Origin of the sequence: Bradyrhizobium jicamae (assembly GCF_018130695.1) — a bacterium.
Lineage (GTDB): Bacteria > Pseudomonadota > Alphaproteobacteria > Rhizobiales > Xanthobacteraceae > Bradyrhizobium > Bradyrhizobium jicamae_B.
The window spans coordinates 1-26765 of record NZ_JAFCJX010000048.1 but is presented as its reverse complement, the minus strand read 5'-3'; the positions used below and the strand labels follow the sequence as shown (position 1 = coordinate 26765).

Annotated in this window: 25 protein-coding genes and 2 pseudogenes; 8 read left to right on the top strand and 19 right to left on the bottom strand. The window is 61.2% G+C overall.

Annotated features, from left to right (window positions below; all coding sequences use genetic code 11):
- Positions 1 to 131: 131 nt before the first annotated feature.
- Together JQ604_RS39490 and JQ604_RS39485 are read right to left on the bottom strand one after the other, a co-directional pair.
- Positions 132 to 740: a cysteine hydrolase gene (locus JQ604_RS39490; RefSeq protein WP_212366161.1), complete on the bottom strand. Its 609-nt coding sequence runs from the start codon at positions 738 to 740 to the stop codon at positions 132 to 134.
- 2 nt (positions 741 to 742) lie between these two features.
- Positions 743 to 1297 carry a phosphatase PAP2 family protein gene (locus JQ604_RS39485; RefSeq protein WP_212366160.1) on the bottom strand — a complete coding sequence of 185 codons (555 nt, stop codon included), beginning with the start codon at positions 1295 to 1297 and terminating at the stop codon, positions 743 to 745.
- Positions 1298 to 1736: 439 nt separating this feature from the next.
- On the opposite strand from JQ604_RS39485, the pseudogene JQ604_RS39480 reads away from it, so the two are divergent.
- A pseudogene (locus JQ604_RS39480) lies at positions 1737 to 3033 on the top strand (Nramp family divalent metal transporter).
- Between the two features lie 201 nt (positions 3034 to 3234).
- Here the strand turns inward: JQ604_RS39480 and JQ604_RS39475 are convergent.
- The 11 genes and pseudogenes from JQ604_RS39475 to JQ604_RS42260 all read right to left on the bottom strand — a co-directional run bounded on the left by JQ604_RS39475 (position 3235) and on the right by JQ604_RS42260 (position 13365).
- Entirely contained in the window at positions 3235 to 3954 is a 720-nt protein-coding gene (locus JQ604_RS39475; RefSeq protein ID WP_212366159.1) for a hypothetical protein, read from the bottom strand.
- On the bottom strand, positions 3951 to 4367 hold the full coding sequence (locus JQ604_RS39470) for a phage holin family protein (protein ID WP_212366158.1): 417 nt from the start codon (positions 4365 to 4367) through the stop codon (positions 3951 to 3953). The genes JQ604_RS39475 and JQ604_RS39470 overlap by 4 nt, the downstream gene beginning before the upstream one ends.
- Complete coding sequence (locus tag JQ604_RS39465; protein ID WP_249159359.1) at positions 4364 to 4810, bottom strand: hypothetical protein; 447 nt, start codon at positions 4808 to 4810, stop codon at positions 4364 to 4366. Before JQ604_RS39465 ends, JQ604_RS39470 begins: the two co-directional genes overlap by 4 nt.
- A gap of 137 nt (positions 4811 to 4947) precedes the next feature.
- The gene (locus JQ604_RS39460) at positions 4948 to 5898 is read right to left on the bottom strand and encodes a DUF3618 domain-containing protein (protein WP_212366156.1); all 951 of its coding nucleotides are present in this window, start codon (positions 5896 to 5898) and stop codon (positions 4948 to 4950) included.
- A 347-nt stretch (positions 5899 to 6245) separates the two neighbouring features.
- Positions 6246 to 6458, bottom strand: a complete 213-nt coding sequence (locus JQ604_RS39455; protein ID WP_349631190.1) for a hypothetical protein — start codon at positions 6456 to 6458, stop codon at positions 6246 to 6248.
- 891 nt (positions 6459 to 7349) lie between these two features.
- A complete protein-coding gene (locus JQ604_RS39450) occupies positions 7350 to 7538 on the bottom strand; it encodes a hypothetical protein (RefSeq protein ID WP_212366154.1) in 189 nt (62 codons plus the stop codon).
- A gap of 2136 nt (positions 7539 to 9674) precedes the next feature.
- Positions 9675 to 10427, bottom strand: a complete 753-nt coding sequence (locus tag JQ604_RS39445) for a ZIP family metal transporter (protein WP_212366153.1) — start codon at positions 10425 to 10427, stop codon at positions 9675 to 9677.
- 10 nt (positions 10428 to 10437) lie between these two features.
- Complete coding sequence (locus JQ604_RS41955; RefSeq protein WP_283818057.1) at positions 10438 to 10572, bottom strand: hypothetical protein; 135 nt, start codon at positions 10570 to 10572, stop codon at positions 10438 to 10440.
- 82 nt (positions 10573 to 10654) lie between these two features.
- Positions 10655 to 11527 carry an SDR family oxidoreductase gene (locus tag JQ604_RS39440; RefSeq protein WP_212366152.1) on the bottom strand — a complete coding sequence of 291 codons (873 nt, stop codon included), beginning with the start codon at positions 11525 to 11527 and terminating at the stop codon, positions 10655 to 10657.
- A 10-nt stretch (positions 11528 to 11537) separates the two neighbouring features.
- Positions 11538 to 12895 (bottom strand): annotated as a pseudogene (locus tag JQ604_RS39435) (glycoside hydrolase family 15 protein).
- 260 nt (positions 12896 to 13155) lie between these two features.
- On the bottom strand, positions 13156 to 13365 hold the full coding sequence (locus JQ604_RS42260; RefSeq protein ID WP_433996332.1) for a trehalase-like domain-containing protein: 210 nt from the start codon (positions 13363 to 13365) through the stop codon (positions 13156 to 13158).
- Between the two features lie 147 nt (positions 13366 to 13512).
- Here JQ604_RS42260 and JQ604_RS39430 point away from each other — a divergent pair, with 147 nt between their 5' ends.
- The gene (locus tag JQ604_RS39430) at positions 13513 to 13968 is read left to right on the top strand and encodes a low affinity iron permease family protein (protein WP_212366151.1); all 456 of its coding nucleotides are present in this window, start codon (positions 13513 to 13515) and stop codon (positions 13966 to 13968) included.
- Between the two features lie 152 nt (positions 13969 to 14120).
- Here JQ604_RS39430 and JQ604_RS39425 read toward each other — a convergent pair whose 3' ends face one another.
- Positions 14121 to 14393, bottom strand: coding sequence for a hypothetical protein (locus tag JQ604_RS39425; protein ID WP_212366150.1), 273 nt, complete (start codon positions 14391 to 14393; stop codon positions 14121 to 14123).
- Between the two features lie 258 nt (positions 14394 to 14651).
- Here JQ604_RS39425 and JQ604_RS39420 point away from each other — a divergent pair, with 258 nt between their 5' ends.
- The 4 genes from JQ604_RS39420 to JQ604_RS39405 all read left to right on the top strand — a co-directional run bounded on the left by JQ604_RS39420 (position 14652) and on the right by JQ604_RS39405 (position 19252).
- Positions 14652 to 16112: a glucan biosynthesis protein G gene (locus tag JQ604_RS39420; RefSeq protein WP_249159368.1), complete on the top strand. Its 1461-nt coding sequence runs from the start codon at positions 14652 to 14654 to the stop codon at positions 16110 to 16112.
- Positions 16100 to 18211, top strand: coding sequence for a glucans biosynthesis glucosyltransferase MdoH (gene mdoH / locus JQ604_RS39415; protein ID WP_212366148.1), 2112 nt, complete (start codon positions 16100 to 16102; stop codon positions 18209 to 18211). Before JQ604_RS39420 ends, mdoH begins: the two co-directional genes overlap by 13 nt.
- A 191-nt stretch (positions 18212 to 18402) precedes the next feature.
- Positions 18403 to 18741, top strand: coding sequence for a DUF1236 domain-containing protein (locus JQ604_RS39410; RefSeq protein WP_212366147.1), 339 nt, complete (start codon positions 18403 to 18405; stop codon positions 18739 to 18741).
- A gap of 88 nt (positions 18742 to 18829) precedes the next feature.
- A complete protein-coding gene (locus JQ604_RS39405) occupies positions 18830 to 19252 on the top strand; it encodes a hypothetical protein (RefSeq protein WP_212366146.1) in 423 nt (140 codons plus the stop codon).
- Positions 19253 to 19287: 35 nt separating this feature from the next.
- On the opposite strand, the gene JQ604_RS39400 is transcribed toward JQ604_RS39405, so the two are convergent.
- The 5 genes from JQ604_RS39400 to JQ604_RS39380 all read right to left on the bottom strand — a co-directional run bounded on the left by JQ604_RS39400 (position 19288) and on the right by JQ604_RS39380 (position 23790).
- Entirely contained in the window at positions 19288 to 19548 is a 261-nt protein-coding gene (locus tag JQ604_RS39400; protein ID WP_212366145.1) for a hypothetical protein, read from the bottom strand.
- A gap of 397 nt (positions 19549 to 19945) precedes the next feature.
- Positions 19946 to 21019 (bottom strand): relaxase/mobilization nuclease domain-containing protein, encoded by a 1074-nt coding sequence (locus JQ604_RS39395; protein ID WP_212366144.1) that lies wholly within the window; start codon positions 21017 to 21019, stop codon positions 19946 to 19948.
- Positions 21016 to 21534 (bottom strand): plasmid mobilization protein, encoded by a 519-nt coding sequence (locus tag JQ604_RS39390; protein ID WP_212366143.1) that lies wholly within the window; start codon positions 21532 to 21534, stop codon positions 21016 to 21018. Before JQ604_RS39390 ends, JQ604_RS39395 begins: the two co-directional genes overlap by 4 nt.
- A 415-nt stretch (positions 21535 to 21949) precedes the next feature.
- The gene (locus JQ604_RS39385; protein ID WP_212366142.1) at positions 21950 to 22936 is read right to left on the bottom strand and encodes a ParB/RepB/Spo0J family partition protein; all 987 of its coding nucleotides are present in this window, start codon (positions 22934 to 22936) and stop codon (positions 21950 to 21952) included.
- The gene (locus JQ604_RS39380; protein WP_349631189.1) at positions 22933 to 23790 is read right to left on the bottom strand and encodes a ParA family protein; all 858 of its coding nucleotides are present in this window, start codon (positions 23788 to 23790) and stop codon (positions 22933 to 22935) included. Before JQ604_RS39380 ends, JQ604_RS39385 begins: the two co-directional genes overlap by 4 nt.
- A 507-nt stretch (positions 23791 to 24297) precedes the next feature.
- Between JQ604_RS39380 and JQ604_RS39375 the strand changes: the two genes are divergently transcribed.
- Together JQ604_RS39375 and JQ604_RS39370 are read left to right on the top strand one after the other, a co-directional pair.
- A complete protein-coding gene (locus JQ604_RS39375) occupies positions 24298 to 25146 on the top strand; it encodes a recombinase family protein (RefSeq protein ID WP_212366141.1) in 849 nt (282 codons plus the stop codon).
- Between the two features lie 816 nt (positions 25147 to 25962).
- The coding region (locus tag JQ604_RS39370) for a TAXI family TRAP transporter solute-binding subunit (protein WP_212366140.1) at positions 25963 to 26765 on the top strand (803 nt) is incomplete at its 3' end.

Below are 26765 nucleotides of genomic sequence, written 5' to 3'. Positions count from 1 at the left end.
CCGCCCATGGGGCCATGTGATCCGGCTTAATTCAAGCCTGTTGATCTAAATGGAGAATTCGCCTGGAAGATCGAAAGTCTAACCTAAGTTAAACGCGTCAAAAAGTTCCAATACCGCAACAACCGGGCAACTCAGTCATAGACCGGCCAGCTTGCGAGGATACATTCAACCGGCGCCACCTCGATCTGCAGGCTGAAGCGCTTGGTGTAGAGATCGAGCAACGCATCATGACTTTCATCGGATGAGCTACAGAGCGCGTCCTCGGCGAGGATCACGCGATAGCCGATATCGACCGCCGCTAGCACGGTAGCTAGCACACAAACATCGGTCTCGCCGCCGGATACGATCAGCGTGTTGACCTGATGCTCATCCAGAAATGCTTGCAGCTTTCCTAGGGCAAAAGCGCAATAGGCCTGCCTGTCGATTATCACCCCTGGCGGCACGAAGCGGGCCAAGGCGGGCATCAATTCGAGCAATTTCGGATCAAGCTTGTCGCGCGTGACGCATTCCCATTTCTCGTAATAGGCCTTCCATACGCCGCGCGCTTCGGCTTGGTTGCGGACCGGAATGAAGCGCGTAAAAACGGTGCGCTGCGGTGCATGGGCGATCAGCCTGACCGCCTCGGGTAGCATCCGCTCCATCCAGGGAGTTGCCCATGGAGCGCCGGGTGCGAACAGTCGCTGCATGTCGATGCAAAGATGGACAGCGTGTGAACCGAGCGGTGCAAGCAGCTGCCCCATGACTAGCGCGTCCTACCGAAGCCGCTCAGCCGCCGCATCACGCGCTCGAGGAGCGCGCCGATCGCCAAACCTGCGACCACGTCGCTCGCCCAGTGAGCCAGCAAAATGATGCCTGTCGAGACAAGCACGGCACTCAGGGCCCAGACGAGGTTTCTCTTCGCGCGCGGCAATTCGGTGGCGGCGGAAGCAAGGGCTCCAACATGCAGGGCGTGGCCTGAAGGAAACGCATCCAGCGCCTTGCCCGAGAGTGGAATGCCATGCAGATGGCCGCGCACCGTGCAGCGATCGGGCCGGACCTGATCGAACTGAGTTTTCAAAAGGTGCGGCAACGCGATCGCGGCAAGCGTCGTCAGCAGAACATGATCGCTTGCCCGTCGCTGCCCGGGTGGCTTAAAACGCGACCAGAGCCACCATCCGACAGCAAGCGCCGTCAGGAAATGTCCATCGGCTCCCCACGTGATGATCGAAGACAAGTTTTCAGGCAGGGGCCGAGTATTGCGCGTTATCGCACGCGCGAGTTCGATATCGGCGGACAAAGGATGGACGCGTATAGCCATCGATCGCACTGGCCTCCTGTCGTAAAATGCCACTATCGCCCTGCACCAATCCACCTAACGAAAACGATTGGAAGCAGAGGCGGTGCCGGTCTTTCAATCAAACGCCGCGAAAACCGTTCCTGGGAAGGAACGGTCCCACGGACGAATGCGTTGGACGCGCGGGACAGATGATGGAGGAGAAAGCCATGGGCTTTGGACGAGGCGCATTGTTGTGGCTGCTAGGCATACCGCTACCGATCATTCTGCTGTTGGCGATCTTCTGGCACCACTAAGCCGGCGTGCGAAGAAGCGTCGCGGATGAGAAACCAGGTCACGTGAAATCGCAGCTCAAGCGGCGCGGGCGTCCGCGCCGCGCGTGAACTCTGACCGTAGAGCCCTCATTGGCTTCTTGACGAGGCGAACAGGGCGCTTGGCGAGCCGTCCCACTCCCGAGGAACGCATGACAAGGGCTGACGCCAAAGAGCCCGATAAAAGTACAAGTCTGCTTAAGCGACTTGGACCTGGACTGATCACCGGTGCATCGGACGATGATCCCTCTGGCATTGGCACTTATAGTCAGGCCGGCGCACAGCTTGGTTTTGGCATCGGATGGACGATGCTTCTCAGCTATCCCCTGATGGTGGCGATCCAGGAGATTTCCGGGCGCATCGGCCGCGTGACCGGTCACGGCATTGCCGGAAATGTCTGCCGCAACTTTCCTAACTGGGTAATCTGGTCTCTGGTTGGTCTTCTCTTTATCGCGAACACGATCAATGTCGCAGCCGATCTCGGCGCCATGGCGGATGCGGCGAAGCTGGTGATTGGTGGCTCGTCGATCGTCTATGTTGTTTCCTTCGCGATCATCTCGGTGCTGGCGCACATTTTTCATCGCTTATCAGCGTTATGTCGCGATCCTCAAATGGCTGACCCTGGTGCTTTTTGCTTATGTAATCGCGCTGGCGGTCGTCAAGGTGCCCTGGACTGATGCCCTCAAGGGACTATTCATCCCGAAGATCGAATGGAGTGGCGCCTTCCTGACGACGCTGGTCGCCATCCTTGGCACCACGATCTCGCCCTATCTATTTATCTGGCAATCTTCGCAAGAAGCCGAGGAGCAGCGCATCGATCCCAAGAAAAAGCCGCTGAAGGAAGACGCGCGTTCTGAAGAGCGCGAACTTTGGAGAATTCGCCTCGATACGATGATCGGCATGGCTTTCTCGAACATCATTGCTATCGCGATTATCATCATGACGGCCGCCACCCTGCATCAGCAGGGAGTAACCGATGTCGAGTCATCGGCTCAGGCCGCCGCGGCTTTGAAGCCCATTGCGGGTCCTCTTGCCGAACTAGTTTTTGCGCTCGGCATCATTGGAACGGGGATGCTCGCTGTTCCGGTGCTCGCGGGATCAACGGCCTATGCCATTGGAGAAGGGCGCAAATGGCCAGTTGGTCTTGCCCGCAAGCCGAAGCAGGCTGTGGCATTTTACTCGGTGCTTGCCCTCTCGGTCGGTCTCGGCGTTGCGCTTAATTTCACTCCCATCGATCCGATCAAGGCGCTTTACTGGAGCGCGGTTATCAACGGGGTGCTGGCGGCGCCGGTAATGACCTTGCTGATGCTGCTGGTCCGGCGCCGCGAGGTAATGGGGAAGCTTGTGATCGAGGGCTGGCTATACTGGCTCGGCTGGGCGTCGACAGCCGCAATGGCTCTCTGCATCGTCGGCATGGCAATTAGCATGCTGATGCCGACAGCGTCCTAGAAGCAGCGTGCGAGGGGACGTGGCGATGGCTAATGGGTTGCGGCTCCTGATCGGCGGCTTGTCATTTCCCTGTTTGCGACAGAGAATTATTTCGGGGGATCCAGTTACGCAGTTCGTCTTGAAATATTAACGCGCCGGCCACCTCTAGCCTTTTGTCTAAGTGGGCTTTTGCTTATATTTTTGAACTTGAGCGGCCCAGGGTTAGGGCGACTTCACCTTTTCCCGCGCGGCGTCGGCAGCATCCATCCCGGCCTGCTTCACCCGATCGAGCGCTTCGGCCCCGACGTCGCTGAGTTCGGCCTTCAACGTATCGGAGGCTTCGCGAAGGCTTTGCGACACCGCGCCGGCGCGGATATTCAAGTCGTCTTTGACATCATCGCTGAGCTCGCCCACCCACTCGTTCTCGAGGTCGGAGGTCCTGAACGCACCCGCAATTGCCGCCCCTATTGCTAACCCCACGGCCCCAAGGACGAGCGGTTGCCGTTCAAGCATGTCGGCGAGCGATGATTGCGCTTTCGTAAGAGCCTCTTTTGCAGGCGTGCCGAGGTTCTCCCGGGCATAGGCAACGCCTTCGTCGAGCCGGTCCTTGATCTTGTCGGCCGCTCCGGACATGGCGTCAGAAGCTGCGTTACCTGCCTCGCGCATGGTTTCGTGGAGGCCCATGGATTCGCTGTGATCCATTTCGGGCGCGGTCGGGGGAGCCGCGGTCTGTCGGAGCCCGGACGCGGCCGCGCGAACATTGCGAGCGCCGACATCGACGATCGGCGAAGCAGCGGCTGTCGCAGACCGCGCCGCGCTCTTCAGCTTCTCATCGCCTGCCAACAGCCAGAACGCGCCGCCTCCGATGAGCGCCGCGGCAAGCGGATTGTCCCGCACCGCCGTCACCAGACTGTCGAAAAAACCTGCCTTCGTGCTCCTCATCGTACCATCCCCTTCACGGTATCCTTGTCCTTCTCGAGCTGCCGGATGGTCTCCTGCGGCGCGAGATTGCGGGCATCCAGCCGGTTGATGCCGATCGCGAACAGCACGCCGGCGATCACCATGGCCAGGATCGCCGACGTCAAATACGCGATCGGTTGCGACCACCCTGCGGCGATCAACGCGGCCGATAACGCGAACAGGGCCATGACCAGCGCAGGGATCACGAGCACGGCGCCGCCCGCGATGAAGCCGAGCGCGCCACCGACCTTTTGAACCTTCTCGCCGAACTCGGCCTTCGCGAGATCCACTTCGTTCTGGAAGAGCTTGGCGAACTGAGATAGCGCGTCGCCGACCAGCGTGGAGATTGTCCGAAGATCGTTCTGGCTAGTCCTGATATCGTTCTGGATGCTCATGGCACGTTGCTTCGTTGTGAGGAGGACGACTGCTCATTGCCCGGCTGTTTCGATGAGGAGGACTGCCCGGAAGCCCTGAGGAAACGAACTGCCGCAAAGCCTGCAAGCACGGAGATCCCAAGGAACGCGGCCGGCTGTCGCTTCGCAAAATCAGTGGCGCCGTCAACGAGATCGCGGAAACTTCCGTCGCGGATTTTTTCGGCGGCCTCGTCGACATATTCGGCAGCGGAATTGATGCCGCGGGCGGCGAACGGCGCATTGCTCTCGAAGGCGCGGGCCGCTTCTCGAATGTTCTCGGCAAGGCGTCCGACAAAATCCGCGCCCGACTGTTTCTTGTCGCTCACATGACCTTCGATCTGCACCGCCGTCCCGGAGGCCACGTTTTTGGCGCCGTCAGCCGCCTCCTTGAACTTGTCCCGCGCCATATCGGCCGAGGCGCGCATGGCCTCGCCGGCGCGCTGCTTCACCTCGGCGCCGGCATCGGCCACCTGATCCTTTAGGCTTTGCGAAGAGCCGGCATTCTGGTTTTGCGTGAAATTCGTCTCTTTAGTCAGATCAAGATCGCTCATGACAGTGTCTTTCAGGTGTTCGGGTTAGGGGAAGGACCAAACGCCGCTCTGACGACGTCGTCGGCAGCCTCCTTGAGCCTTTCGGTTAAGTTTTCCGTCATGCGGCTGGCATGCCTGCCAAGATCAGCCTCGCCGACGCTTCTCGCAGCCGCGTCGGCCGCGGACATCGTCGCATCCTTGGCTGCCTCGAATCCTGATTGCGCAGCCTCGCCCGCCGCCCGTCTCACGCTGTCGCTCGCTTGGCCCATCGCGTTTGCCTCGGCTTTGGTCTTGGGAAGAGCGGCCGCAAGGATAGCGCCGATCGCAATGCCGAGGCCGCCGATCAGGGCGGCGTTGTCGCCGATGACCTGGCGGGCCTTTGCCGGCGCGGTGGCCGCAGCGTCCTTGGCCGCTCCTGCCGTATCCTTGATGGCATCCACGCCGCTTCTGAGCTTGTCACCGATCGTGCCGCTGGCCTCCGCTGCTCGGCTCCGGAGATCTTCCGCCGCGCGCGCGGCTGCATCTTGTGCTTCCCCGGACATGCTAGTGGCTTGCCTCTGGACCGAAGCGAAGCGGTCGCCGGCCTCATCCAATATCCCTCCCGCCTTCTCCACCACAGGTGCAGCCGCTTCCGCGGCCCGGTCGCGCACCGTCTTCGAGGTCAAAGCAAGGCCTGCGCCGATCATTAGGAGAGGCAGCGGAAAACCTCGTGCTAGGCGCAGCAGCGGGACTGCAACGGCCGTGCCCGCGGCGACCGCTTGCATCGGATTGTCCATGGCGTGTTGCTTCAGCGCCTCGACCCAACTGGAGGTCTTGTCGCTGATGTAGCCGGAAACTTCGGACTTGATGTGTTGCGGTGAGACCTTATGGCGGATGTCTTCGGCGGTGTCCGATATCTGCTCCCTCAACCGGTCGACCGTTGCCGCAAGTTCTGCGCGGCTACGCTCGGACTCACGCCTCAGCTCTTCCACTGATCGCGTCATGGCGTTACCCTCTTGGATGTTTGTTCGGTTCTTTCGGGACGAACTCACGCTTTGTTGAATCGTTCCTTACGCGGTAAAGCGCGCTCGCACTAACACCGAAGAACATGACGGACCTGTCCTTCGGCATCAGACGCATCGCCCCGACGTCTGACCTACGCCTAAACGATTGCACGGGTATGGACGACCAGGCCGCGACACCGTGGGCCGTGCAGAACGAGGACAGCGAATGGGTGCTCACACGGAGAAGGGCCTGGTCATCAAGCAGTGCGGGCGCCACTTGGCGGCGAAAACCACACGGCGGCATGCACCGCACCCGTTCCGCTGGATCGCGGCGCGTTGCAACCGGCTCAACCGTCCTTCAGCGCGTCCTTGACTTGCCGCGCCGGCCAGGTTTCGCCGGCAGGTCTCGCGCGGACCTTCGCGCCGCCGCCGATCAGTTCGTGGGAGGCGATCTCGTCATCGCTTTCGACCACCGTCAACTCGGTCTCGGGCTTCCAGTCAAGCGTCAGATCGAGATCGCCCGGGAAGATCTGCCACTTCGAGCCATCATCGAGTTCCACGATGTGGCTCTGCGAGTGCGCGCGAATCTTCATTGTTTAAGCGGCGTCTGCATGCGGCTGCTGCGGGACACGTTCGACGAACCCGGAGCGTCGCAGCCGCCCGTCCTCGCCGTGACCACACTTAGCACATCTAAGGCGCACGTCCTGATGAGCATAGGCCGATTTCGGCGGGCCGGCGGCCATCGGCCACGCGCCGCAATTGGGGCACTTCACCAAAAGGGTATCAGTCTCGATCATCCGCGGCTCCATAGCTGCACCCCATTCGGACCAACGTACGGCAGTTGGCTTGGTTTCCGTGCAGGCCCCATCTGCTGGTCGGCCCGCTCCTTCACAAAAAGCGGCCGTGCTCGATCAGTGGCAACAAACAGCAGGCGCCGCCGATCACACAGGCTGCGGTAATGGCAACAACAGCAATACAGCTCCTTTTTCCGACCAGCCAAACCATGGAGCCGCCCGAATAATCACCGGTCGGTGCAGACCTTGGTCCTTTCACTGCGGATTCGACTTCCGTTTTGGTCTTATAGACATCGCCAACGACCACTATGGTGATAGTCGTCGGCTGGTGCCGACCACCGTGCACTCTTGGTCGTGGCAGCGTTCGCGGCCTGCGCACCGATGCGGGAAGCGAGGTAACGGGAGTGGTGCTGACCAGCTATTCCACCGATCGTGACCTCGATGCTCTCTTGAAATGACCGAACGTGTTTGGAAGTCTCACGGCATCCGATCTTCGACACGTGCTTAGGCGCGCTTGACCCGCGAGCCGCCTCTTACTCAAGCGCGTGAGAGAACGAATAGTTAGCGAGGACCGGATTTACCACTCGTGCACAAAGGCCTCCGGCGTCATTGCGGAAGCCCGTTTTGACTATGAAGGCTCGGGTCTACTATTTGCATCTACCCTTTTTGTTTTTCTTCTGCGCTCTTTCCATCGGAGCTTCTGGAACGTTCTTCGAAGCGATCAGCACCTTTGGCTTGATCGTGCCCCGTCTTGCTCTCATCTTTCACTTCTTCCTTGGCAGTTGCCTCACGCAAGCCTTCAGCGTCCCGTTCTCCCGCTTTTGATGATTTTCGTTCGTCATCCATTGATTGCTCCTTTCTGATAAGACGTGTCTCCACGATGCTTTTTTGTCTATCTCAGCTCAGACGCAACAATTTCCAATCACATCGCCTGAACAATGTTCCGATTTCCGTTTAAGCTGGTGCGCCTTCGGACGTAGACCTTAGTCGAGCTCGGTCCATGTCCGCTGAATAGCGCCGCCGACATCGAAGCTTACAAAGAGCATTGCCCGCGTCGAAAGCTGCCCTCGGCGGCTAGCGTAATCTTGGTAGGGCGCGGCGCTCAGGGCTTGGGTCCGCTACGGGCCCACAAGCTAATCTCAGTCGAGTTTAGTATTCAGGTCAGCGTTGGGTCCAAGAGCAGACCCAGGTCGGCGATGGACTGGACCGAAGATCAGGAGCGCTGGACCTCAAAGCTATCTCGACGGCATGCTGAATTCGCAAATGAGATGTTGTGGAGGAAGTTGGCCATCCATTGGAAGAATTCGGAGCATCCCCCCTTCCAGCGCTTCCAACGGAAGAGAGCGGCTCTCTCGAAAGGGGCGGGTCCTCACGCCTTGCTCGGAGCTGGGACCACCGACGTGGCAGAAGCAAGAAGGGCCCCTCGCCGCCGACTCAATAAGCGCAAGCTATCCGCGTGAGCAGCAATCGATTAGCGCATCCCAAATTCGATCAGCTTCAGCGCGGTAGTCAACATCCGGAGTGATTCGGTCGGTGTACCATTGAACGGTCTGCGGCCTCTGCTGCGCCGGCGTGATCCAGCGTTCAGAGATCGGATCGTACCATCGGCCGATGGTGCTGAGCTGAAGTACACTCATGGCTCGAACAATATTTAGTGCTCGTGACGACTTAACGCCCCTTCATGCGTAGTGTTCCTCGCGAAGATCGGGCGGGACCGCGCATTCGAATCAACTTCACGGGCGAAAACGGCGGCGCTGCCCCTGTTCACCAGATAGGGCCACTCCGACGCTTAGACGAACTTTGGGAGCGCGGCCCCGCAAAAAGCCAACTTAGGGCGGCCTGACCCGCAATTTCGCGGACGAAGAGGCAAAAAACGCCGACCAGAACGATTTTTGGATGATGATCTGACCCTATCCCCTGGATAAGGTCAGACTCTCACCTCTGGCGAGCCGTAAATGCCCATCTGAGAGCGTAGCAGCTACGACGCAAACGAAATGGTCGATGTCTGAACGTCGGCAGAAGCGATCCGCAGTCGACGCTCGCCTTTTGTCTAAGCGGGATTTTTGTTTTTATTTCTGAACTTTTTGCGTGTGAACCACCCGGTCGTCGACCCGCGTCCCCAGACTTTTGACACCCCCCTACCCTGCCCACTCATTAACGGTGCAATCAAAAGTCAGCGGGACCTTCGCAGTCAAACTTGCATGGATCGCTTACGCGAGCCATGCGCCAAGCAACGAGCTCTTCGAATGCTTGGTGGTGCAGGTTTGTTGCGGAGGACATAGGCGAGCAATCCCGGCGATTTCGCGCCGAGATGCTTCCTAAGTCCTCAGCGATCATGCTCGGCGGAGCCAGGCCCGTCGCTATCGGATCCCGTGCATCCGATGGTGCTGCACAGGTCGCGTCTACTTACGGCGATCATCCATCTCGCCGGCAGCCGCCCTCATCCGGCGTAACGAACTCGACAATGAAGCCGCAAAGATCGGTGCCTTTGGTGAACGACGGCAGGCTTTGCGTCTTGAATGCGGCCTCGATGATGGCGCGGAAATCCTTATTGGGGGGGCACCGCTAATCGTGAGGGCGCGTTTGATTTGAAGACCAAGGGTCCGGACCTTGCTGGCATCGTCGAACGCAACGACCGGCCGAGTTTTGGACCTTTCTCCGTTTGGAAGTACGAAATTTGAGAGCGATATGGCGGAGAGAGTGGGACTCTCTTCCCCTTCGCTGCAGTTGCACGAAAATCCGCGGGAAACAAGGATTCGCGAAAAACCGGTTCGGCTTCTGTGACCACCCCTGTGTACCACCTGTCGGCGATTTAGGCCGTCATTCTCAGTTGATTTCGAGGCGCTTCAGGATGGCCAATCGATCAGCGCTTGTCGTCCTGGAGAGGACGAAGTGCGAGGCTTCCGCCTGCACCGTCGCGAGCGACGACCACAAAGGCTTGTCCGACAACAGCCTTGCTTCTGCAGCTCACCGCCCGCCGCTCTAGGTATCTCCAAAGTTGGAGAGCGCGAAGGCGACGAGGAGACCGACGACAACGAGCACGCCGGCCAGCTTCTGTTCGCCTTCCACGGCTTCGGGCACCATGGTGTTGACGACCATCGTGAGGAGAGCGCCTGCGGCGGCGGCGCTTACGGCAGCGACGATCTGCGGGGAAGCGCCACCCAGGAAAGCTGCTCCCGCCGAAGCGGCCACGCCCGAGAGGACGGCGATCGTCCCCCAAAGCCCGAAGATGTAGGCCCGGGATCGACCGGCCGCTTGCATCCCGAGCGCACTGGAAAGCCCTTCTGGAAAATTGGACAGGAAGATAGCTGCCAGCATAGGGATGCTGATCCCTTTCCCGTTCAACAGCCCGAGTCCCAGGACGACGCTTTCCGGAATGCCGTCGAGGAGCGAGCCGATCGCGATCGCCAACCCTCCGCCCTGTCCGGCGTTCGCCTGCTGGTCCCCGGACCGCTTGCGGGAATGCGCGCCTGCTCGAGAGACCGCCCAATCGGCAAGAGCATAGGCTACAGAGCCCGCGACCGCACCGGCCACAATGGGCGAAATCCCGCCTTCCTGATATCCGTCTTCCAAGAGGTCGTAGGCCACGGCAGAGATGAGCACGCCGCAGCCGAACGACATGATTCCCGCGGTGACGTAGCGAGGCATTTTGAGCACGAATGCGACGGCTGCTCCCAGGAGCAGCGATGAGGCGCCAAGCAGCCCCCAGAGGCCAGCGGTCAACCAGATGGGCATCGGAGCTCCGCTATTCGCGACCTACGGGCCTAGAGACCTGGCTTGCGCCCTTCACCCGTGTCTTGGTCGCCTTCACCGCCGAGCGGCGCTTCAGAACCGATGCCAAGGCGCGCGCCATCTTGCGCGCGATCTTGCCTGCAGCCATTGCGCGTGCGCCGTTTGCCAAGTTCGCTCCTCCAATTTCTGATGTAAGTGATGCGACCAGCGGTTCTCGTTTCGCTTATGCCCTATCCTCCGCTTGCGAAGCCGGGGAATAGGGTCATGCCGCCGTCGATGAACAGCGTAGCGCCGGTGACGTAATCGGCGGCCTCGGAGACGAGCCAGGCAACCGCCTGCGCGATGTCATCCGGCTCTCCGATGCGCTTGTAAGGCACCAGCGTCATCAGGCTTTCATACGCTTCCCTTGTCTCCCAGGCGGCCCGATTGATGGGCGTCCGGATGGCGCCGGGTGCGATACCGTTAACTCGGATGCCGATGGGAGCGACTTCCTGCGCGATGCTTCGCATCATCTGCATGACGCCGCCTTTCGACGCCGCGTAGTTCGCATGTCCGGCCCACGGTATCTCCTGGTGGACCGAACTCATGCAGACGAGCTTGCCGGCGGAGGCCGAGATATCGCTGACGATGCCCCTTCTCTTGAATTCGCGGACGGCCTCGCGGGCACAGAGGAACTGGCCGGTGAGATTGACGCCGATGACCTTGTTCCACTGTTCGAGGGTCATCTCGTGGAAGGGTGCGTCGCGCTGCAGGCCGGCGTTGTTCACCGCGATGTGCAACGTGCCGAAATGATCGATGGCACGGGCGAACATCGACCGGACGTCATCCTCGTTGCTGACATCCGCCTTGATTGCGATCGCTTTGCGGCCGCAGCTCTCGATTTCGTGCACGACCTCGTCGGCCGATGCGGGATCGACGACATAGTTGACGACGACGTCGGCCCCGGATGCGGCCAATCCCAGCGCGACGGCGCGGCCGATCCCTGAGTTGGCGCCGGTCACCAGCGCAGGCTGCCCCTCCAGCGTCACAGGAAAGCGGACGCGTGGTCGCGAACGAGCGCCCGGACTTGCCGGAGCGGCCGGATCGGTCGAATTTTTTGCCATGGTGGACCTCCTAATCGGAGCCCGCGGCTTCCTCTCCCTTGCTGGGAAGGGCCTTCCTGCTGCCGCGGTGCTCCGAGGGTTTTTCGCGGTGGGTGAGGTTGTGGGCGGTATTGACGAGGGCTATGTGAGAAAAGGCCTGCGGGAAGTTTCCGACCAGGCGGCGGCGCGAAATGTCGTATTCTTCGGAGAGCAGGCCGACGTCATTGCGAAGCGCGAGAAGCCCCCGAACAATTCCTTGGCCTCGGCGTCGCGGCCGATCAGATGGTAGTCGTCGGCGAGCCAGAAGCTGCAGGCCAGGAACATGCCTTCCCCCGGCGGCAGACCATCCTTCGTCGCACCCGTGTCGTAGCGGCGCACGAAGCCGTCCTGGAGCAATTCCCGCTCGATCGCTTGGATCGTCGAGATCACGCGAGGATCCTCCGGTGACAGAAAGCCTACGGCCGGGATTAGCAGCAGACTCGCGTCGAGCTGCGGCTCGCCATAGACCTGGACGAAGGTTTTCCGCTCTTCGTCGTAGCCCTGCCGGCACACCTCTTCGTGGATCGCGGCTCGTTGCGCTTCCCACTCCTCGACCGGGCCCTTCATGCCGAATTCGGCAGCCGACTTGATAGCCCGATCGTAGGCGACCCACGCCATGATCTTCGAATACGTGAAGTGCTTCGCGCCGCCCCGGACCTCCCACATGCCCTCGTCCGGCTTGCTCCAGATGCTCTTGAGATGGTCGAGCAGCGCGCACTGGACCGCCCAGGCGCGCTTGTTCTCGCGCAGGCCGCCGCGGTGGGCCTGATAGAGTGCATCCATCAACTCACCGTAGACGTCGAGTTGAAGCTGCGTGTGCGCCGCGTTTCCGATCCGCACGGGCTTCGAGCCCTCATATCCGGGGAGCCACGGCACTTCCCACTCCGTCAGCCTGCGTTCGCCCGTCACGGCGTACATGATCTGGAGCTGCTGCGGACTCCCCGCAACGGCCCGGACGAGCCAATCTCGCCAGGCGCGCGCCTCGTCAAAGAACCCCGCCCCCATCAGGGCGAGAAGCGTCAACGTGGCGTCTCGAACCCAGCAGAAGCGGTAATCCCAATTTCTGGGGCCTCCGATTTGCTCCGGGAGCGAGGTCGTCGCGGCGGCGACGATGCCGCCGCTGGGCCCGAATGTCAGCGCTTTGAGAATTATCAGAGATCGCTGGACCGCCTCCGAATATGGTCCAGCCGTCTTGCAGCGGCTGGACCAATCGCGCCAGAAATCCTCCGCCTGTTTCAGAGGAGACGCAGGGTCCTCGGGAGCGGCGGGATCCTGGTAGGATATCTGATGGGAAAGGACGAAAGCCACGGTCTCGCCGCGCGCGACCGAGAACGAGCCCACGGTCTTCATGGCTTCGCCGCGCATCGGCACCGCGGTCCTGAGCAGCAGCATCGACGCGCCCGCGACCATACTGACCGCGTCGTCCTCAAGGCGGCTGACCCAAGGTACGCTGGTCCCGTAGTCGAAGCGCGCGACAAGTTCGCTGCGCATCTCGACCTCGCCCTCCAGTCCTTCGACGATTCTGACGACCTTCGAGAGATCCGTCTTCGGCGGCATGAGATCGATGAGGCGGACCCGGCCCTGGTCGGTCGTAAAGGTCGTCTCGAGAATCAAGGTGCCCGGTCGGTAGCGTCGCTCGCTGCCCGAGCGAGCCTTGGGCACACCTTCCAGTATCCGTTGTGCTCATCGCCGAGTAGCTTCGCGAAGCAGCTGTCCGAATCGAAGCGGGGGACGCAGAGCCAGTCGATTGACCCGTCGCGCCCGACCAGACCCGCAGTCTCACAGTCGCCGATCAGGGCGTAGTCTTCGATTCGAGCCATGCTGGGGAATCCAACCGGAACCTTTGCCCTCCAGTTCCGCAGATCCGAGTGTGGACGTTCATACTTTCGGCTGAGGTCTAGTGGTCGATGCGCCCTACGGGGAACCCGCGAACCTCTTCGCCCGTTCTCTCGAAATCGGAGGGTCTCATGAGTGATAGGCGGAAGAAAACGGAAGGCGGCACCGCCCACTTCTTCGGCGAGTTTGCTACCCGCACCTCGCAGGCTGCGGGGCGCGCGTCGACCTTCGTGCTCGCGGCCCTGGTGGTGGTCATCTGGGCGGTCACCGGTCCGTTGTTCGGCTATTCGGACACGTGGCAGCTGGTCATCAACACCGGCACCACCATCGTCACCTTCCTGATGGTCTTCCTCATTCAGAATTCCCAGAACCGCGACAGCGCAGCCCTGCAGGTCAAGCTCGACGAATTGATCCGCGTCGGGGCGGCGCGAAACTCCCTTGTCGGTATCGAGCATCTCACGGACGAAGAGATCGAAGACCTGCGGGAGAAATGCGAATCGCGCGCCAAAGCGGAAAAGACGGCGAACGAGCGTGTGAAGACGACCGGACGACGGGCCCGCCGCGCCGCCGAGCAGGCTGCGAGTTAATCGGTGCGGCACCGATACCGCGAAGGGCGTTACGGCCGCCCGCAACATGGTACAGGTAGGTCGTCACGATAGAAGGAAGGTGCTCTCGAGACGTAAGTGTGTCCTTGGCCGATCACCTGCGCGAAGCGACGAGAGCTACGCTCCGAAGGGTGTTAGCGGCGTTCTAGCCGGGCATTTGCGTAGCGAGCCGACGCTGAGTTGAACCGCTGCATACCGATTTCTCGAATGGTCAGCTCGGAAAGTGCGACCGCATCGGTCACTCCGCGCTGATGAAGTTCGAGCATCTTCCTTGCGACGAGGGCGCAAAAGGAGTCGTCGCGATCGACGAGTTCGAGTTTTCGGAGAGCGGCCCTGAAGGCCAACTCCAAAGCGTTTTGCTGTTCGGGCGGAATGGTGATGTCTGCCAGCAAGCGCGTAATCGGCATGGTTGTGCTCGACGCGGTGCAGGCGGGAGCGCAATCGGTCTCTCAGCCACCGACGCCTACGGGCAAAGCCATCGGTCGATGATGATGGAAGTATGTACCTCTGGAATGCGAAAGACGCGTCCTATCTTTCGATACGACGGTGACGGCCGGGCCTTGGAACTCACGGGCACTGTGGTCGTTGCTTGGCCGCGGCAGCAGTAGCGAGGAGTGCACGTGAATCGACGTCAGCTTGTTCAAGGGACGGCGTTGTTGCCGACGTTGCTGCTCGCTTCGCGCAGCGGCTTCGCCGCTGCGTCGGACGATGCCTTCGGCCCGTCCACAGTGAGGGATCTGGCCCGTGCTGTGGCAAGCAAGCCGTTCGAGACGCCCGACGAGAAGCTGCCCGGCGGGTTGAAGGACCTCGACTACGATCAGTACCGATCGATTCGCTTCCTGCCCGAGCGGGCCCTCTGGCGCGGCGAGAATCTGCCGTTCGAGGCGCAGTTCTTCCATCGCGGCTTCTTCTACAAGAACAGGGTGAACATCTTCGAGGTCGCGGATGGAAAGGTCGCCGAGATCAAGTACCGCAAGGCGGACTTTTCCTTCGGCGAGAAGGTCCCGGCGTTCGAGGAGACGAATCTCGGGTTCGCAGGCTTCCGCATCCACTCGCCCATGAACCGTCCCGACTATTACGACGAGGTCTGTGTATTCCTGGGCGCGAGTTATTTCCGCGCTGTGGCCAAGGGCCAGACGTACGGGCTCTCCGCCCGCGGACTCTCGATCGATACGGGCGAAGCCAAGGGCGAGGAGTTTCCGCTCTTCAAGGCCTTCTGGCTCGAGCGGCCGGCGTCGGGTGCAACCTCGATGGTCATCCATGCTCTGCTCGACAGCAAAAGCTGCGCGGCAAGCTACCGCTTCACCGTCCGGCCGGGCGAAACCACGGTGTTCGACGTCGAAATGTCTGTCTATCCGCGCGTCGAAATGCAGCGGGCCGGTCTCGCGCCCATGACCAGCATGTTCTTCTATGGTCCGAACGACCGCAACGACATCGACGACTTCCGTCCGTCGGTCCACGACTCCGACGGCCTGGCGATCTTCAACGGCAAGGGCGAAAGTCTTTGGCGCCCGCTCAGCAATCCGCGCGATCTGCAGATCAGCACCTTTCAGGATCTCAATCCCCGCGGCTTCGGGCTGATGCAACGGGAGCGAAACTTCTTCGCCTACCAGGACATCGAGTCCAGCTTCGAAAAACGCCCAAGTCTCTGGATGGAGCCCATCGGGGATTGGGGCGAGGGCGGAGTCACGCTGTTCGAGATCCCGACCAAGGAGGAGGTCCACGACAACATCGCCGCGTTCTGGCGGCCGAAGAACCCGCTGCAGGCCAAGGGCGAACACAACTACACCTATCGGCTGCACTGGGGCCCGGATAGCCCGAAGCCGCATTCGCTGGCGCGCTTCACGCGAAGCGGAATAGGGGCGCGGGGCGAGGATGCCCGCCTCTTCGTCCTCGATCTGGTCGGTGAGAACCTGAAGGGCATCGATCCTGCGGGCGTCAAAGGCGTGGTGACGGCGGAGAAGTCCGAAGTGAAGAACATCGTCACGCAGCCCAATCCCTACACCGGTGGCTGGCGGCTCAGCTTCCAGTGCCAGGTGAAAGGCGAGCCGATCGAGCTGCGTGCGTTTCTGACCGAGGGCGACAAGCCCTTGTCGGAAGTCTGGGTCTACCGATGGGCCCCCTGACCACGGCGACGCGGCCGGTCGCCGGCGATATCGCGACGGAGCGTCTACTGCCTCGCGAGACGCCGCTTCCGATGGCTCCTGGCGACCTCGGGAAGGGCCGGGTCCCCGACCGCGTTCCTGCGGCGGTGGGCTCCGCGATGGCCTGGCGACGCGGCCTCATTCTGCTCGCGACGGCGGCTCTCACGGGTGCCGGGGGCTTTGAGATGTATCGCGTTCTGGAGGTCGGCGGCGTCACCGTACTGGAAGCCATGGTGCTGGTGCTGTTCCTCGTTTTGCTCGCCTGGGTGGCTTTCTCGTTTGCCTCCGCACTCGCCGGGTTCTTCGTGCTGCTGACCCATCCGACCGCGGTAGATGCGGAGCTGCCTGCGATCGTGAGCCGCACTGCCATGCTGCTTCCCACCTACAACGAGGACCCGCACCGATTGACGGCGCGGCTTCGCTCGATGATCGAATCCTTGGAGGCGACCTCGCACGGGGAGCTGTTCGACTGGTACGTTCTAAGCGACAGCACCGATCCGGACATCTGGGTCGCCGAGGAGAAAGCGTTGCTCGCGCTACGGCAGGCGGTGGGGACGCCGCGACTGTACTATCGCCACCGCGCCGACAACACGGCGCGGAAAGCCGGCAACATCTCCGAGTGGATCACGCGGTTCGGCGCCGTCTACGACTTCATGATCGTACTCGACGCCGACAGTCTCATGAGCGGACAGACCATCGTCCGGTTGGTCCATGCCATCGAGGCCAATCCGACCGCGGGGCTCGTCCAAACGCTCCCGACGGTGGTCAACGCGCGAAGTTTGTTTAGCCGCGTCCAGCAATTCGCGGGCCGGCTGTACGGGCCGATGATCGCCGCCGGCGTGGCCTGGTGGCACGGCTCGGAAGGCAACTATTGGGGCCACAACGCGATCATCCGCGTGAAGGCGTTCGCGGAAGCGGCGGCGCTGCCGCAGCTTCGGGGACCCAAGCCGTTCGGCGGGCACATCCTCAGCCACGATTTCGTCGAGGCCGCGCTGATGCGGCGGGCCGGCTGGGGCATCTACATGCTGCCTACGCTAGGAGGAAGCTACGAAGAGGTCCCGCCATCGCTGCTCGATTTCGCGGCGCGCGACCGGCGCTGGTGTCAGGGCAATCTTCAGCATCTCGCCGTGGTGCCCGCTCGCGGTCTCCATTGGGTATCGCGCCTGCATTTTATGGTGGGGATCGGGGCCTATCTAACGGCGCCGCTGTGGCTGCTATTCCTGCTGCTGGGGATGCTGATCTCGCTCCAGGCCCGCTTCGTGCGCCCGGAGTATTTTCCCAAGGGCTTCTCCCTCTTTCCGACCTGGCCGGCCCAGGATCCCGTGCTCGCCATTTGGGTGTTCGTCGCCACGATGGGACTGCTGCTGTTGCCGAAGCTGCTCAGCCTCGTCCTCGTTTGGACGCGTGGCCCGGTGAGGAACCAATTCGGCGGCGCGTTGCGGACCTCGGCCGGAGTTCTCGCTGAGATCGTCGTCTCCGCGTTGATGGCGCCCGTCATGATGATCTTTCAGTCTATCGCGGTGATCGAGATCCTGGCCGGCCGCGATGCCGGCTGGCAGACGCAAAGGCGGGACGACGGGACGGTTGAGCGCCGGGAGCTGTATCGGAAATACGGCGTCCCGACCTTGTGCGGTGTTGCCATGGCCGCGAGCGCCTACGCCGTTTCGCTCCCGCTTTTGCTGTGGATGTCGCCGGTCATCGTCGGGCTGCTGTTCGCGGTGCCCATCGGTGCGCTGACGGCCAGGCCCGCGCCCGGAAAATTGTTCGCCACCCCTGAAGACCGGGAGCCGCCGTCAATCCTGCGGCGAGCCAATGAATTGAGTGCGGCGGCGGAAGTCGGCATCAAACCCGCTCTCGTGGAGCTTCGCGAAGCCCCCGAGCTGCTGGCCTTCCACATCGCTCAGCTGCCGCCTCCTCGCGCCGCCCGGCCCGATACGGTCGACGTCAACCTGGCGATCGGCTGTGCCAAGGCGGATGTGAGCGAGACGTTCGAGGAGGCCATCGCGCATCTGTCCTCGCGGGAGGTCTTCTCGATCCTGAACGACCGCTCGTCGCTTTCGACGGTGTTGCAGAAGCCCTAACACACACACCGAATGCTTGGCGGGCGTCGCTCGTCGGGCCAATCCTTGATCGGGCAACTTCCCGCGCCCTGCGCGACTTGGCGCCCCCGCTCCGAGTCTCGGGAAAATCTGGTAATTATGCTGCCGTCGCCCGGAACCTTGCCATCATCCGCGGGTTCTCGCATGCCGCATCTGGCGGCGAGGAGAACAACATGAACAAGCTGCTACTGACGACGGCCATGGCCGCGCTGATCTCGTCGGGCGCGATGGCGCAGTCGACGGTCGTCACCACCACCGGCGCCGGTCACGCGGCAGCCGTGCAGATCGAGCCGGAATACCGCACCAAGATTCGCACCTACGTCACCGAGCACAAGGTTCGTCCGGTGCAGCAGAAGATCGTGGTCGGCCAGCCCGTGCCGCGCGAAGTCGAGCTCGAGGCGGTGCCCGCCGATTGGGGTCCTTCGCTCACGAAGTACCGCTATGTCTACTCGGGCGAGCGCGTGATGCTGGTCGATCCGTCGACCCGCACGGTCGTCCAGGAGATCGACTAAGCCTTCCCGGCGGGTCGCTGATCGCAGCGGCCCGCCACCCCATCCGGCCCCGCCGATACCTTGAATTCCCATTTGCTAGCGGCCGTCCATGCCGATCATTCGTTATTTCGCCTTCGTCGGCGGGTTCTTGCTGGCGCTGCTCTTCGCTGCGGATCGGTACCTGCCCGCTCCGGTCGAAGCCGCCGCCGTGGCCGACCCCGACAGGACCATCATCCGCATAAAATCGGCGAGGAGCATCCCGGAGAAGATCGTCTTCGACACCACCCCGCGCACCGACGTGCCTATCATCGCGCAGACCGATCCGCTCCCTGACGAACCCCAGCAGCAAGTGCGAGAGGCCATAGCCGCAATGCAGGTGGAGCGGCCGGCCGAGGTAAGGAAAGAGGCGCCTATGCGGGCCGCCGCAACGGCCCGCCCGCATCCGAAGCGATCGGCAAAGCTGCAGAAGCGGACACCCGACCGGCGTCTCGCCTTCGAGCGGACCGGTCCATTTGCCGGCAGATGGTGGTGAGCGGAAGCGTGCCTGGGTTCAAAGAAAAAGGCCGCTCACCTCGGGGTGCGGCCTTCGTCGCCTTCACATGCGCCCGCTCTCACCAGTGGCGGTGGTGCCGATGCCAGTGATGACGAACGACCGGATAGGAACCACGATAGTAGGCGTAGGCGCTCTTCGCGCTCCACTTCTGCCACAACTGCGGTCAGGAGCATCACCCCGTCTGGCTCAAGACCGTCCGCGGCGATCTTCGTGAAGGAACGCGAGAACCGCGCGTACTCGTTCACCAGATTGCGGCTGAGATCGAAGACGTTCATCCCTTCTTCCCCCGGCTCCTGCGTGTCTCGTTCCGCTGAAGCCATTCCTTGGCGGCCTCTTCCAGCATCAACGATGCTGTCTTGTCACGCCGCGCGGCCGCAGACTTGATCGGGCGAATGACGTCTGGATACATACTCGTCAAAAACTGCCACTTTTCCCCGCCCGGAGGCCGTGTCCGTCTAGTGACCGACTTCTTGTCCGCCATTACCTTGCCCACGCGTTGTGCGGTGGCTTGAACCGTCCCATGGGTTGCAGAGCGCGGCAAGTGTTAATCACCGGCGGCTTTTCGGATTCTGCGTCATCGCGAAGCGGTGGCGGAGAGAGTGGGATTCGAACCCACGGTACGTTATCCGCTGGTTTTGGTCGCATGCGCGGCGTTCCTGCCGCGCAAACCGCCTATCTGGGTCGCTCGTCTCGTCGTGTTTCGCCGCGTCGATTGGTATCGACGCCCTGCTCCGCTCCCCGGCGCCGGCTATCGGCAAGCTCCGACAGCTCCTTCTTCAACACATGCCGGCGGGTTTCAACGGCAGGCATGTCGTTAACGAATTGCCGGATTTGTCTAGCTAGCCCTTCATCTGCTGCCCCTCCAGAGCGCTGTAGCTCGGCCGCATAGTCGAGATATTGCCGTCTGATCGCATCCTGACGCGACTTAATCTGCTCGTCCCAAGGGTGTTTGGCAATCCTGCCGTCCCTCACCTCCGAAAGCACCTCCTTACGAGCGAGCCGATCGACATCGGGCGTGATCTTTCGCTTGCGCAAAGCGAGCACCGCCGCGCGATCAGCCTTTCGGACGCGTCCGCGGGTTCGCCGCGGTGTTGCCTCCGCTGCGATGCCGCGAAGCCCGAGTTCGCCTGCAAATCGTTCACGCCAAGCTTGAAGATCCGCCTTGCGCGGGTTGAGGCGCTTGCCGTCATGGCCAAGAGACCGGACGGTCAAGTGCACGTGGGGATGCTTGTCATCCAGGTGCAGGACGAAGACATAGTCGTGATTGTAGCCGAATGCCTCGATGGCAAATGCCCGAGCTGAATCCTTGACCGCGACGGCATCGGTTCCGGCCGGCATCGAAAGAATGATGTTGATCGAAAGCGATCCATCGCGGCGGCGCTTGTCGTCGAGACCGGCATCATCCTCCCAGCGTTCCTGCAGGTCTTTCAATCCGGAATGACCCGCCAGCGTCGCGCCCTGCTCTGTTTCCGCATCGAGCTCGCCGTTTCGCGTGATGTATGCGAGGTGCGACTTGAGATGTGCCACGCCCTTGGTGCGCCCGGTGATCTTGACCATCACCTCTGGTGCTCGGCGCACGATGCGTTCGAGCTTTGCACGCATCGCCGGCGTAAGTCGGCCAGGAACGGCCGGATCGGGGATATCCCACTCGGCACGCCGCGGGCGCCGATTGGGCGTTTCCCAGACATACGAGATCGGTGGAAGTTCGGAGGCCAGATCGGTCGCCCGCGTCGAACGCCGGCTCATGACCGTCCATCCCAATAATCGGCGTTGCCGTGCAGCGCGTTACGCAATTGCGCGAGCTCTCTTTCGATAACCTGTTTGGCCTCTTGAATTACTGACAAATCGGGCTCAACCGCCCTGCCCTGCAGCACACTGGTGTTTGTGGCACGCGCAATCTGATTGATGTTGCCGCCGATCCGGTTGAGCTCGCGCACGATCGCGCGAAGCACCTCATGTTCGTTCGAGGAATGCTGCACGGGCGATCCCAACCGCGAGCGTACCAGCGCGACAATCCAGCCGGTGCGTGTCATGCCACGCTGATGTGAAACTTCCGCGAGTTGCTGCATCTCGCTCTCGCGAAATCGAACCGTCACCTTTTCCGGACGTCCGACCGGTAACGCCAAGATGCGCGGCGCTGGCGCCGCTAGCGCATCAGCAATGAGACGCCGCAGCAGCGCGGACTTACCGCCCTGGGTAGCTGCAAATGCTGAGAATTCCGCCGCAACTTCGTCGGAGACGCGAAGCGAGATCAGAGCCATGCACTCCAATCCCAATCGCGATGTAATACATCGCTGGCGCGAAGCCTATCCTGCACTAGAAAGCAAAAAAAAGTGCCTCTTGCTGTTGGTTCAAACCAATACTCTTTGTGTCGAGGACTCGCCACGGCGAGGCGGTGGACGCGCCCTACCCTCTCTACCAGATTCTGCCCAGGTCGTCCCTTTGACGGGACAACCACTTTGAACACCGATCCGACGGCAAAGGAATTGAAGGCACTAACTGACGTCGGAGATGTGGACCGCGACTTTCCAGCAGCCTGCGGCCTCTCTACGGCGCTATGGGGGGCGCGTTCGGCCTTCGGCTGCTGCCCTAACGCGCCATCCTTCGGATGGAAAAGTCGCTCCGTCGGCGCACGCCGATACACTGTCCCCGCGACCGCAAAGATGCCGAACGAATTCATCTCGACAGAATCTCCTCGATCGTGAGCGCCGACGCCGGAACTTCTTCTTCGTGGTCCGCACCATCAACCAACACCACAGCGTGACGGGAGCCCTGCGTCGCGGGTCGATCCACAACAAGCCGTCCGACCCGGTTCTGATACCGAACCCTGATTGCCAGCAAAGCCGCCGAGCTCGATTGTGAGACTGCCCAAGTTTTTTGGGGTTGCTGCTCGGCTCCTGCTTCTCGCTCTTTCGTCGCGGCGCGCGGAGACATTGCTTCCGGGAAGGGGACGGATCTTCCGGGGTAGGGTGGTCCAGCAGGCAATTCGTTCTGGGCATTGATGCAGCCAGCTGCGGCGCGCACGTCCCGGGCCAATTGCCGAGCCTGCGCGTCGGTGAAGCTCTCCTGCGCCGCGCATAGCCGTTCGATCTCGTCGGGATGTGTGCGCCATGCCTGGTAGAGTTCATAAAGAGCACGGATCGAACTGCCCTCGAGTCGCGCCCGAAGGAAGTCCGGCATGCTTTGAACCGACGCGTAGCGCGACACCCAATCTCTTGGCTTGCCTAACTTGCGCGAGATATCCGCCTGAGTATCTCCGGCGCTCAATCGGTCTGCGATGAACCTCGCGATCTCGGGCGCGCGCAAATCATCGCGCTGAATATTCTCGATCATCTGCGCGTATCGGTCTGGCAAATCGACGTCTTGAATGAACGCGGGTATTTCACGCAGCCCCGCACGCTGTGCAGCGCGGTACCGGCGCGCGCCCATAGCGATGACGTAGCGTCCATCTTCACTAGAACGGCGAAGCACGATGGGTTGCAGCACTCCGTGTTCAGCAATCGATTGAGAGAGCTCTTCCAATTCTTGTTCGCTGAAGTTGCGGCGTGGTTGATCGGGGTCTTCATCAATGCAGTCGATCGCGACCAAAAGCGGCCGCCCGGTTGCTGCGCTAGGATTTGCAGCGGCGTCGACGAGCTCCTTAAAGCTGAGATCGAGCGTCATTGGTCGTCTCCTGATCCAAGCTGCTCTACGATCTTGGCCAGGACTGCGCGGATTTCCCGGCCCGCCTCTTGGGCCGAGCGACGCTTCAAGCTCCACACCGGCACTCGCTCGGCCACAGCTTCGGCATAGCCGTCCCTTGCCACAATTTGGCCTGGGAACACGTACTTGCCCGCTTCGCGCAACAACTGCTCTAGGTGGGTTCGTTGACGAGGCGACTTGGTATTAAAGTTCGAAGGCAGTAGGCCGAGGAATCTCGTGTCCTGGCGACCGTATCGTCGTTGAACACCGATGACGGTCTGCATCAGGCCTTTGACGCCTCTTACGGAATAGTCTTCCAGATAAATCGGCGCCAGCACATGCGAGGCGGCGACCAGGCAGGCGACGCTGCGAAGGCCAAGCGATGGCGGGGTGTCGATCACACAGACATCGAACCGGTCGGCGGCATCGGCGAGATTTTGCTGCAGGGTCATGACCGCAACGGCATTGCCGCGATCGATATCGGTCAACGAACTGTCGGCTGGCGCCAGCGTGATGCCGCTATTTTCGCCAGCGGCAAACCGGGCCGCCGGCTTGAAGAGATCGGCCGCCGAAATCGACCCTGTATGCCGCTTCAGCGTGTCGGTTGCATTGCCCTGCGCGTCAACATCGATCATCAGGACCCGGCGGCCAGCTTCCGCCATGAACCAGGCCAGATGCACTGCAAGTGTCGTTTTGCCGACGCCGCCCTTTTGATTGTTGATGACGATCGTATTCATCGGTGACCATGTTCTTCTGAACCGTATTGCGCCTGCTGGCACGATGTCGATGAAACCGGCCTCTTCGCCCGAGTGTTGGTTTGAACCAATACCCGCCACGGACCGGCGCCTTCCGGATCATCTTCAAAGCCACACGCAAAATCCCCTGCCAGAAGAGTCAGGTCGGCTAAAGGAACCGCTCCGGGAGCAGAAAGCAGTCCTCGTAGGTCGACAAGCAGCCGACTTGTCATCTTAGGGCGGCGGGCCTCCCGACCGTGTGGGTTCGAAGCGAGACCGGTCGAAGCGGTTCATGATCGCCTTGGCTACTGGAGCAACTGAATGCCTAGGCGATCGGACCTCGTCGCCATTTCAAAGCTGATCTGCGATCAATCAGCGCAGCGCGCGGCAGATCACCCTTTTTTGGGCGTGCTTGGGATCGCTGGCGCCTTGTTCATCTATTGGCTCAAGCAACGCGGCTGACCGCCTCCCTGAAAGGAGCGGCCAGCCCCGATAAACCAAACAGAGAATTTGACTAATCTAAGCATCAACTGAACCTGTCCTTACAAACTTGGCACTTGCTTCTTTCGTCGAACCTCCTGTCGTCTACGGCGAATGGAGGTCAACGCGATGCGAAGGCCGAAATTGGTTGAACATGCCGCCACCGAAATTCGAGCGGCCCAGTATGTTCGCATGTCGACTTCGGAGCAGAAGTATTCAATCGGCAACCAAGCAGCAAGAATTGCAGCCTACGCCGCGCGGCGGAATATCTCGATCGTTCGGACTTACTCGGATCCGGGAAAAAGTGGGGTGCAAATAGCTGGTCGTCGGGGTCTGCAAGATCTCATACGAGATGTGCAGCTCGCCAGGGCCGACTTCAGTTGTGTACTTTTCTACGACGTCACGCGCTGGGGACGCTTCCAAGATGTCGACGAGAGCGCCTACTATGAGTTCATCTGCAAGCAGGCTGGTATTAGCGTTCACTATTGCGAGGATGATTTCGAGAACGATGGCAGCTTTGCGTCTGACATAGTCAAGGTGAACAAGCGCGCAGCAGCAGCTGACTTCAGCAAACAACTTTCGAGGAAAGTGTTCTTCGGGCAATGCAACGTCATCACCCCCGGCTACTGGCGGGGTGGTCCAGCAGGTTATGGACTACGGCGCATGCTCATCAACGAGGCCGGCAAGCCGGTGCAAATCCTTGAGTACGGCCAGCGGAAGAGCCCCAAGAGCCAGCACGTCATCTTGGTTCCCGGTCCAAAAGCCGAGATCAGGATCGTCCAGAGCATTTTCGATCTGTTCGTGAACAAGAAGAAGTCAAGACAAGCGATCGCCGAGCATCTGAACGCAAAGAGACTTCTCAATGCGCGCGGAAACGCCTGGACGATGCAGACAATCAGCAACACCCTGGAGGGAGAGAACCTAGAAAAAGAGATGCTCGACCGCTCCACCCGGATCCTCTCGCTAGAGCCAGGGTGAATACAAGGACGTGCTCCACCCTGGCGGAGACTCAAGCGCTTAATCCATCAAAATAACCAATGCCTTAGCCTTATTCTGGGCCAATTTCAGCGGAAGCCTGCCCTTCGCTGGGTTGGTCGAGGATCAATCAGTGTGGATCAGGATTATAGCCGTCGGAATCGGCTTGGTCGCAATGGGCGCCGTTGCAGCACTTGGGAGGAATCCCGCGCCCCTGCCTGCGGCAGCCTACCCAGTTGCGGAGACCGCGGCTAAAGCCGACCGGCTCCCGCTCAACGCTGAGTACCGTAGTACAAATGAAGGCATCATAGACGCCCCGCCTTCCGTGGTCTTAGCCACGGCAACCCCGCCGACCGAAATCGATTTAGTAGCGCCATTTCCCCAGCCTAAACCGGCTCGTCAATCTCCACCGCGTATCATCTCTCGGCACTGGCATGATCCAGCCGCCTCAAGGTTCAAGCTGCGAGAACGCGTGGCGATCAGCAGAAGATGGCAACCAGTTCGGCCCGAACAGGCAAAGCAAGTTGTCGAGGCGAAAAACTGCAGCGAGATCGGACTGGACGCCTTCCTCCGATCGGTCAATCTCAAGCCGCGCTGTTAATGAAACGGCCCGCCCATCACAGAGGCGGGTCAGGCCTGAACGTGACGGATCCCTCGGCGCAATGCGTCGAGAATGCATAAGGGCTCGCCGAGCTTCGCTTCTCCAAGCCTAGGAGCCATGGTCAGGCGAGGAACTGCTCGGAGACCCGCAAGTTCCACTTAGGAGGAAATGGCGGCAGGAGTTGCGGCAAGGGCGTAGGAGCGATGTACGGAAAGCAAATGCCCTCCTCCGATAGCAGCAACAGGCAAGATATTCAGCGGAGAAAGACCCGCTCCCTGCTGCTGGTTCTGGCCGTCGGATTCGCGGTTTTTTTGGCCGCTGCCGGAGCGCTCTACTACATCCTGCAGCCCACGACGCTTCGGATCGCCGTGGGGCCGACCGGTAGCGAGGACCACGCGGTGGTCGAGGCCATGGCCGAGGCTTTTGCCGACGAAAGCCGAACCGTTCGGCTGTCCACGATCTCGGCCGCTGGAGCGGCCGAAGCGCTGAGCCTTCTGGGCAATGGAAAAGCCGACCTCGCGGTCGGCCGCGCTGATCTGAGCATGCCTTCTGACGCGCAGACGCTCGCTGTGCTGCGCAAGAACTACGTCGTCCTGTGGTCGTTTTCCGGACCAGACGGCAAGGCCGCGAGGAAAAGGACCGCGGTTAAGATCGCTGAGGTCGCCGATCTCGCCGGTCACAAGGTGGGCGTTATCGGTAGGACGGCAGCAAACGCGTCGGTTCTGCGTGTCATTCTCAGCGGGTCCGGCGTGGAGCCGGACAAGGTCGCTGTGGCGCAGTTCGGCACGGACGAGATCGAAACGCTCGCGCAAGATCGCACCATCGATGCGTATCTCGCCGTGGGCCCGCTCGACAGCAAGATCACAGCCGACGCGATCGCAGCAACAGCACGCACGCGCGGCGCGCCGAAGTTTCTCTCGATCGACGCCTCTGAAGCCATCGCGTTGAGGCACTCGCGCTATGAAGCTGAGGAGATTCCACCAAGCGTCTTCAACGCAAAGCCGGCATGGCCCGAGGAAAA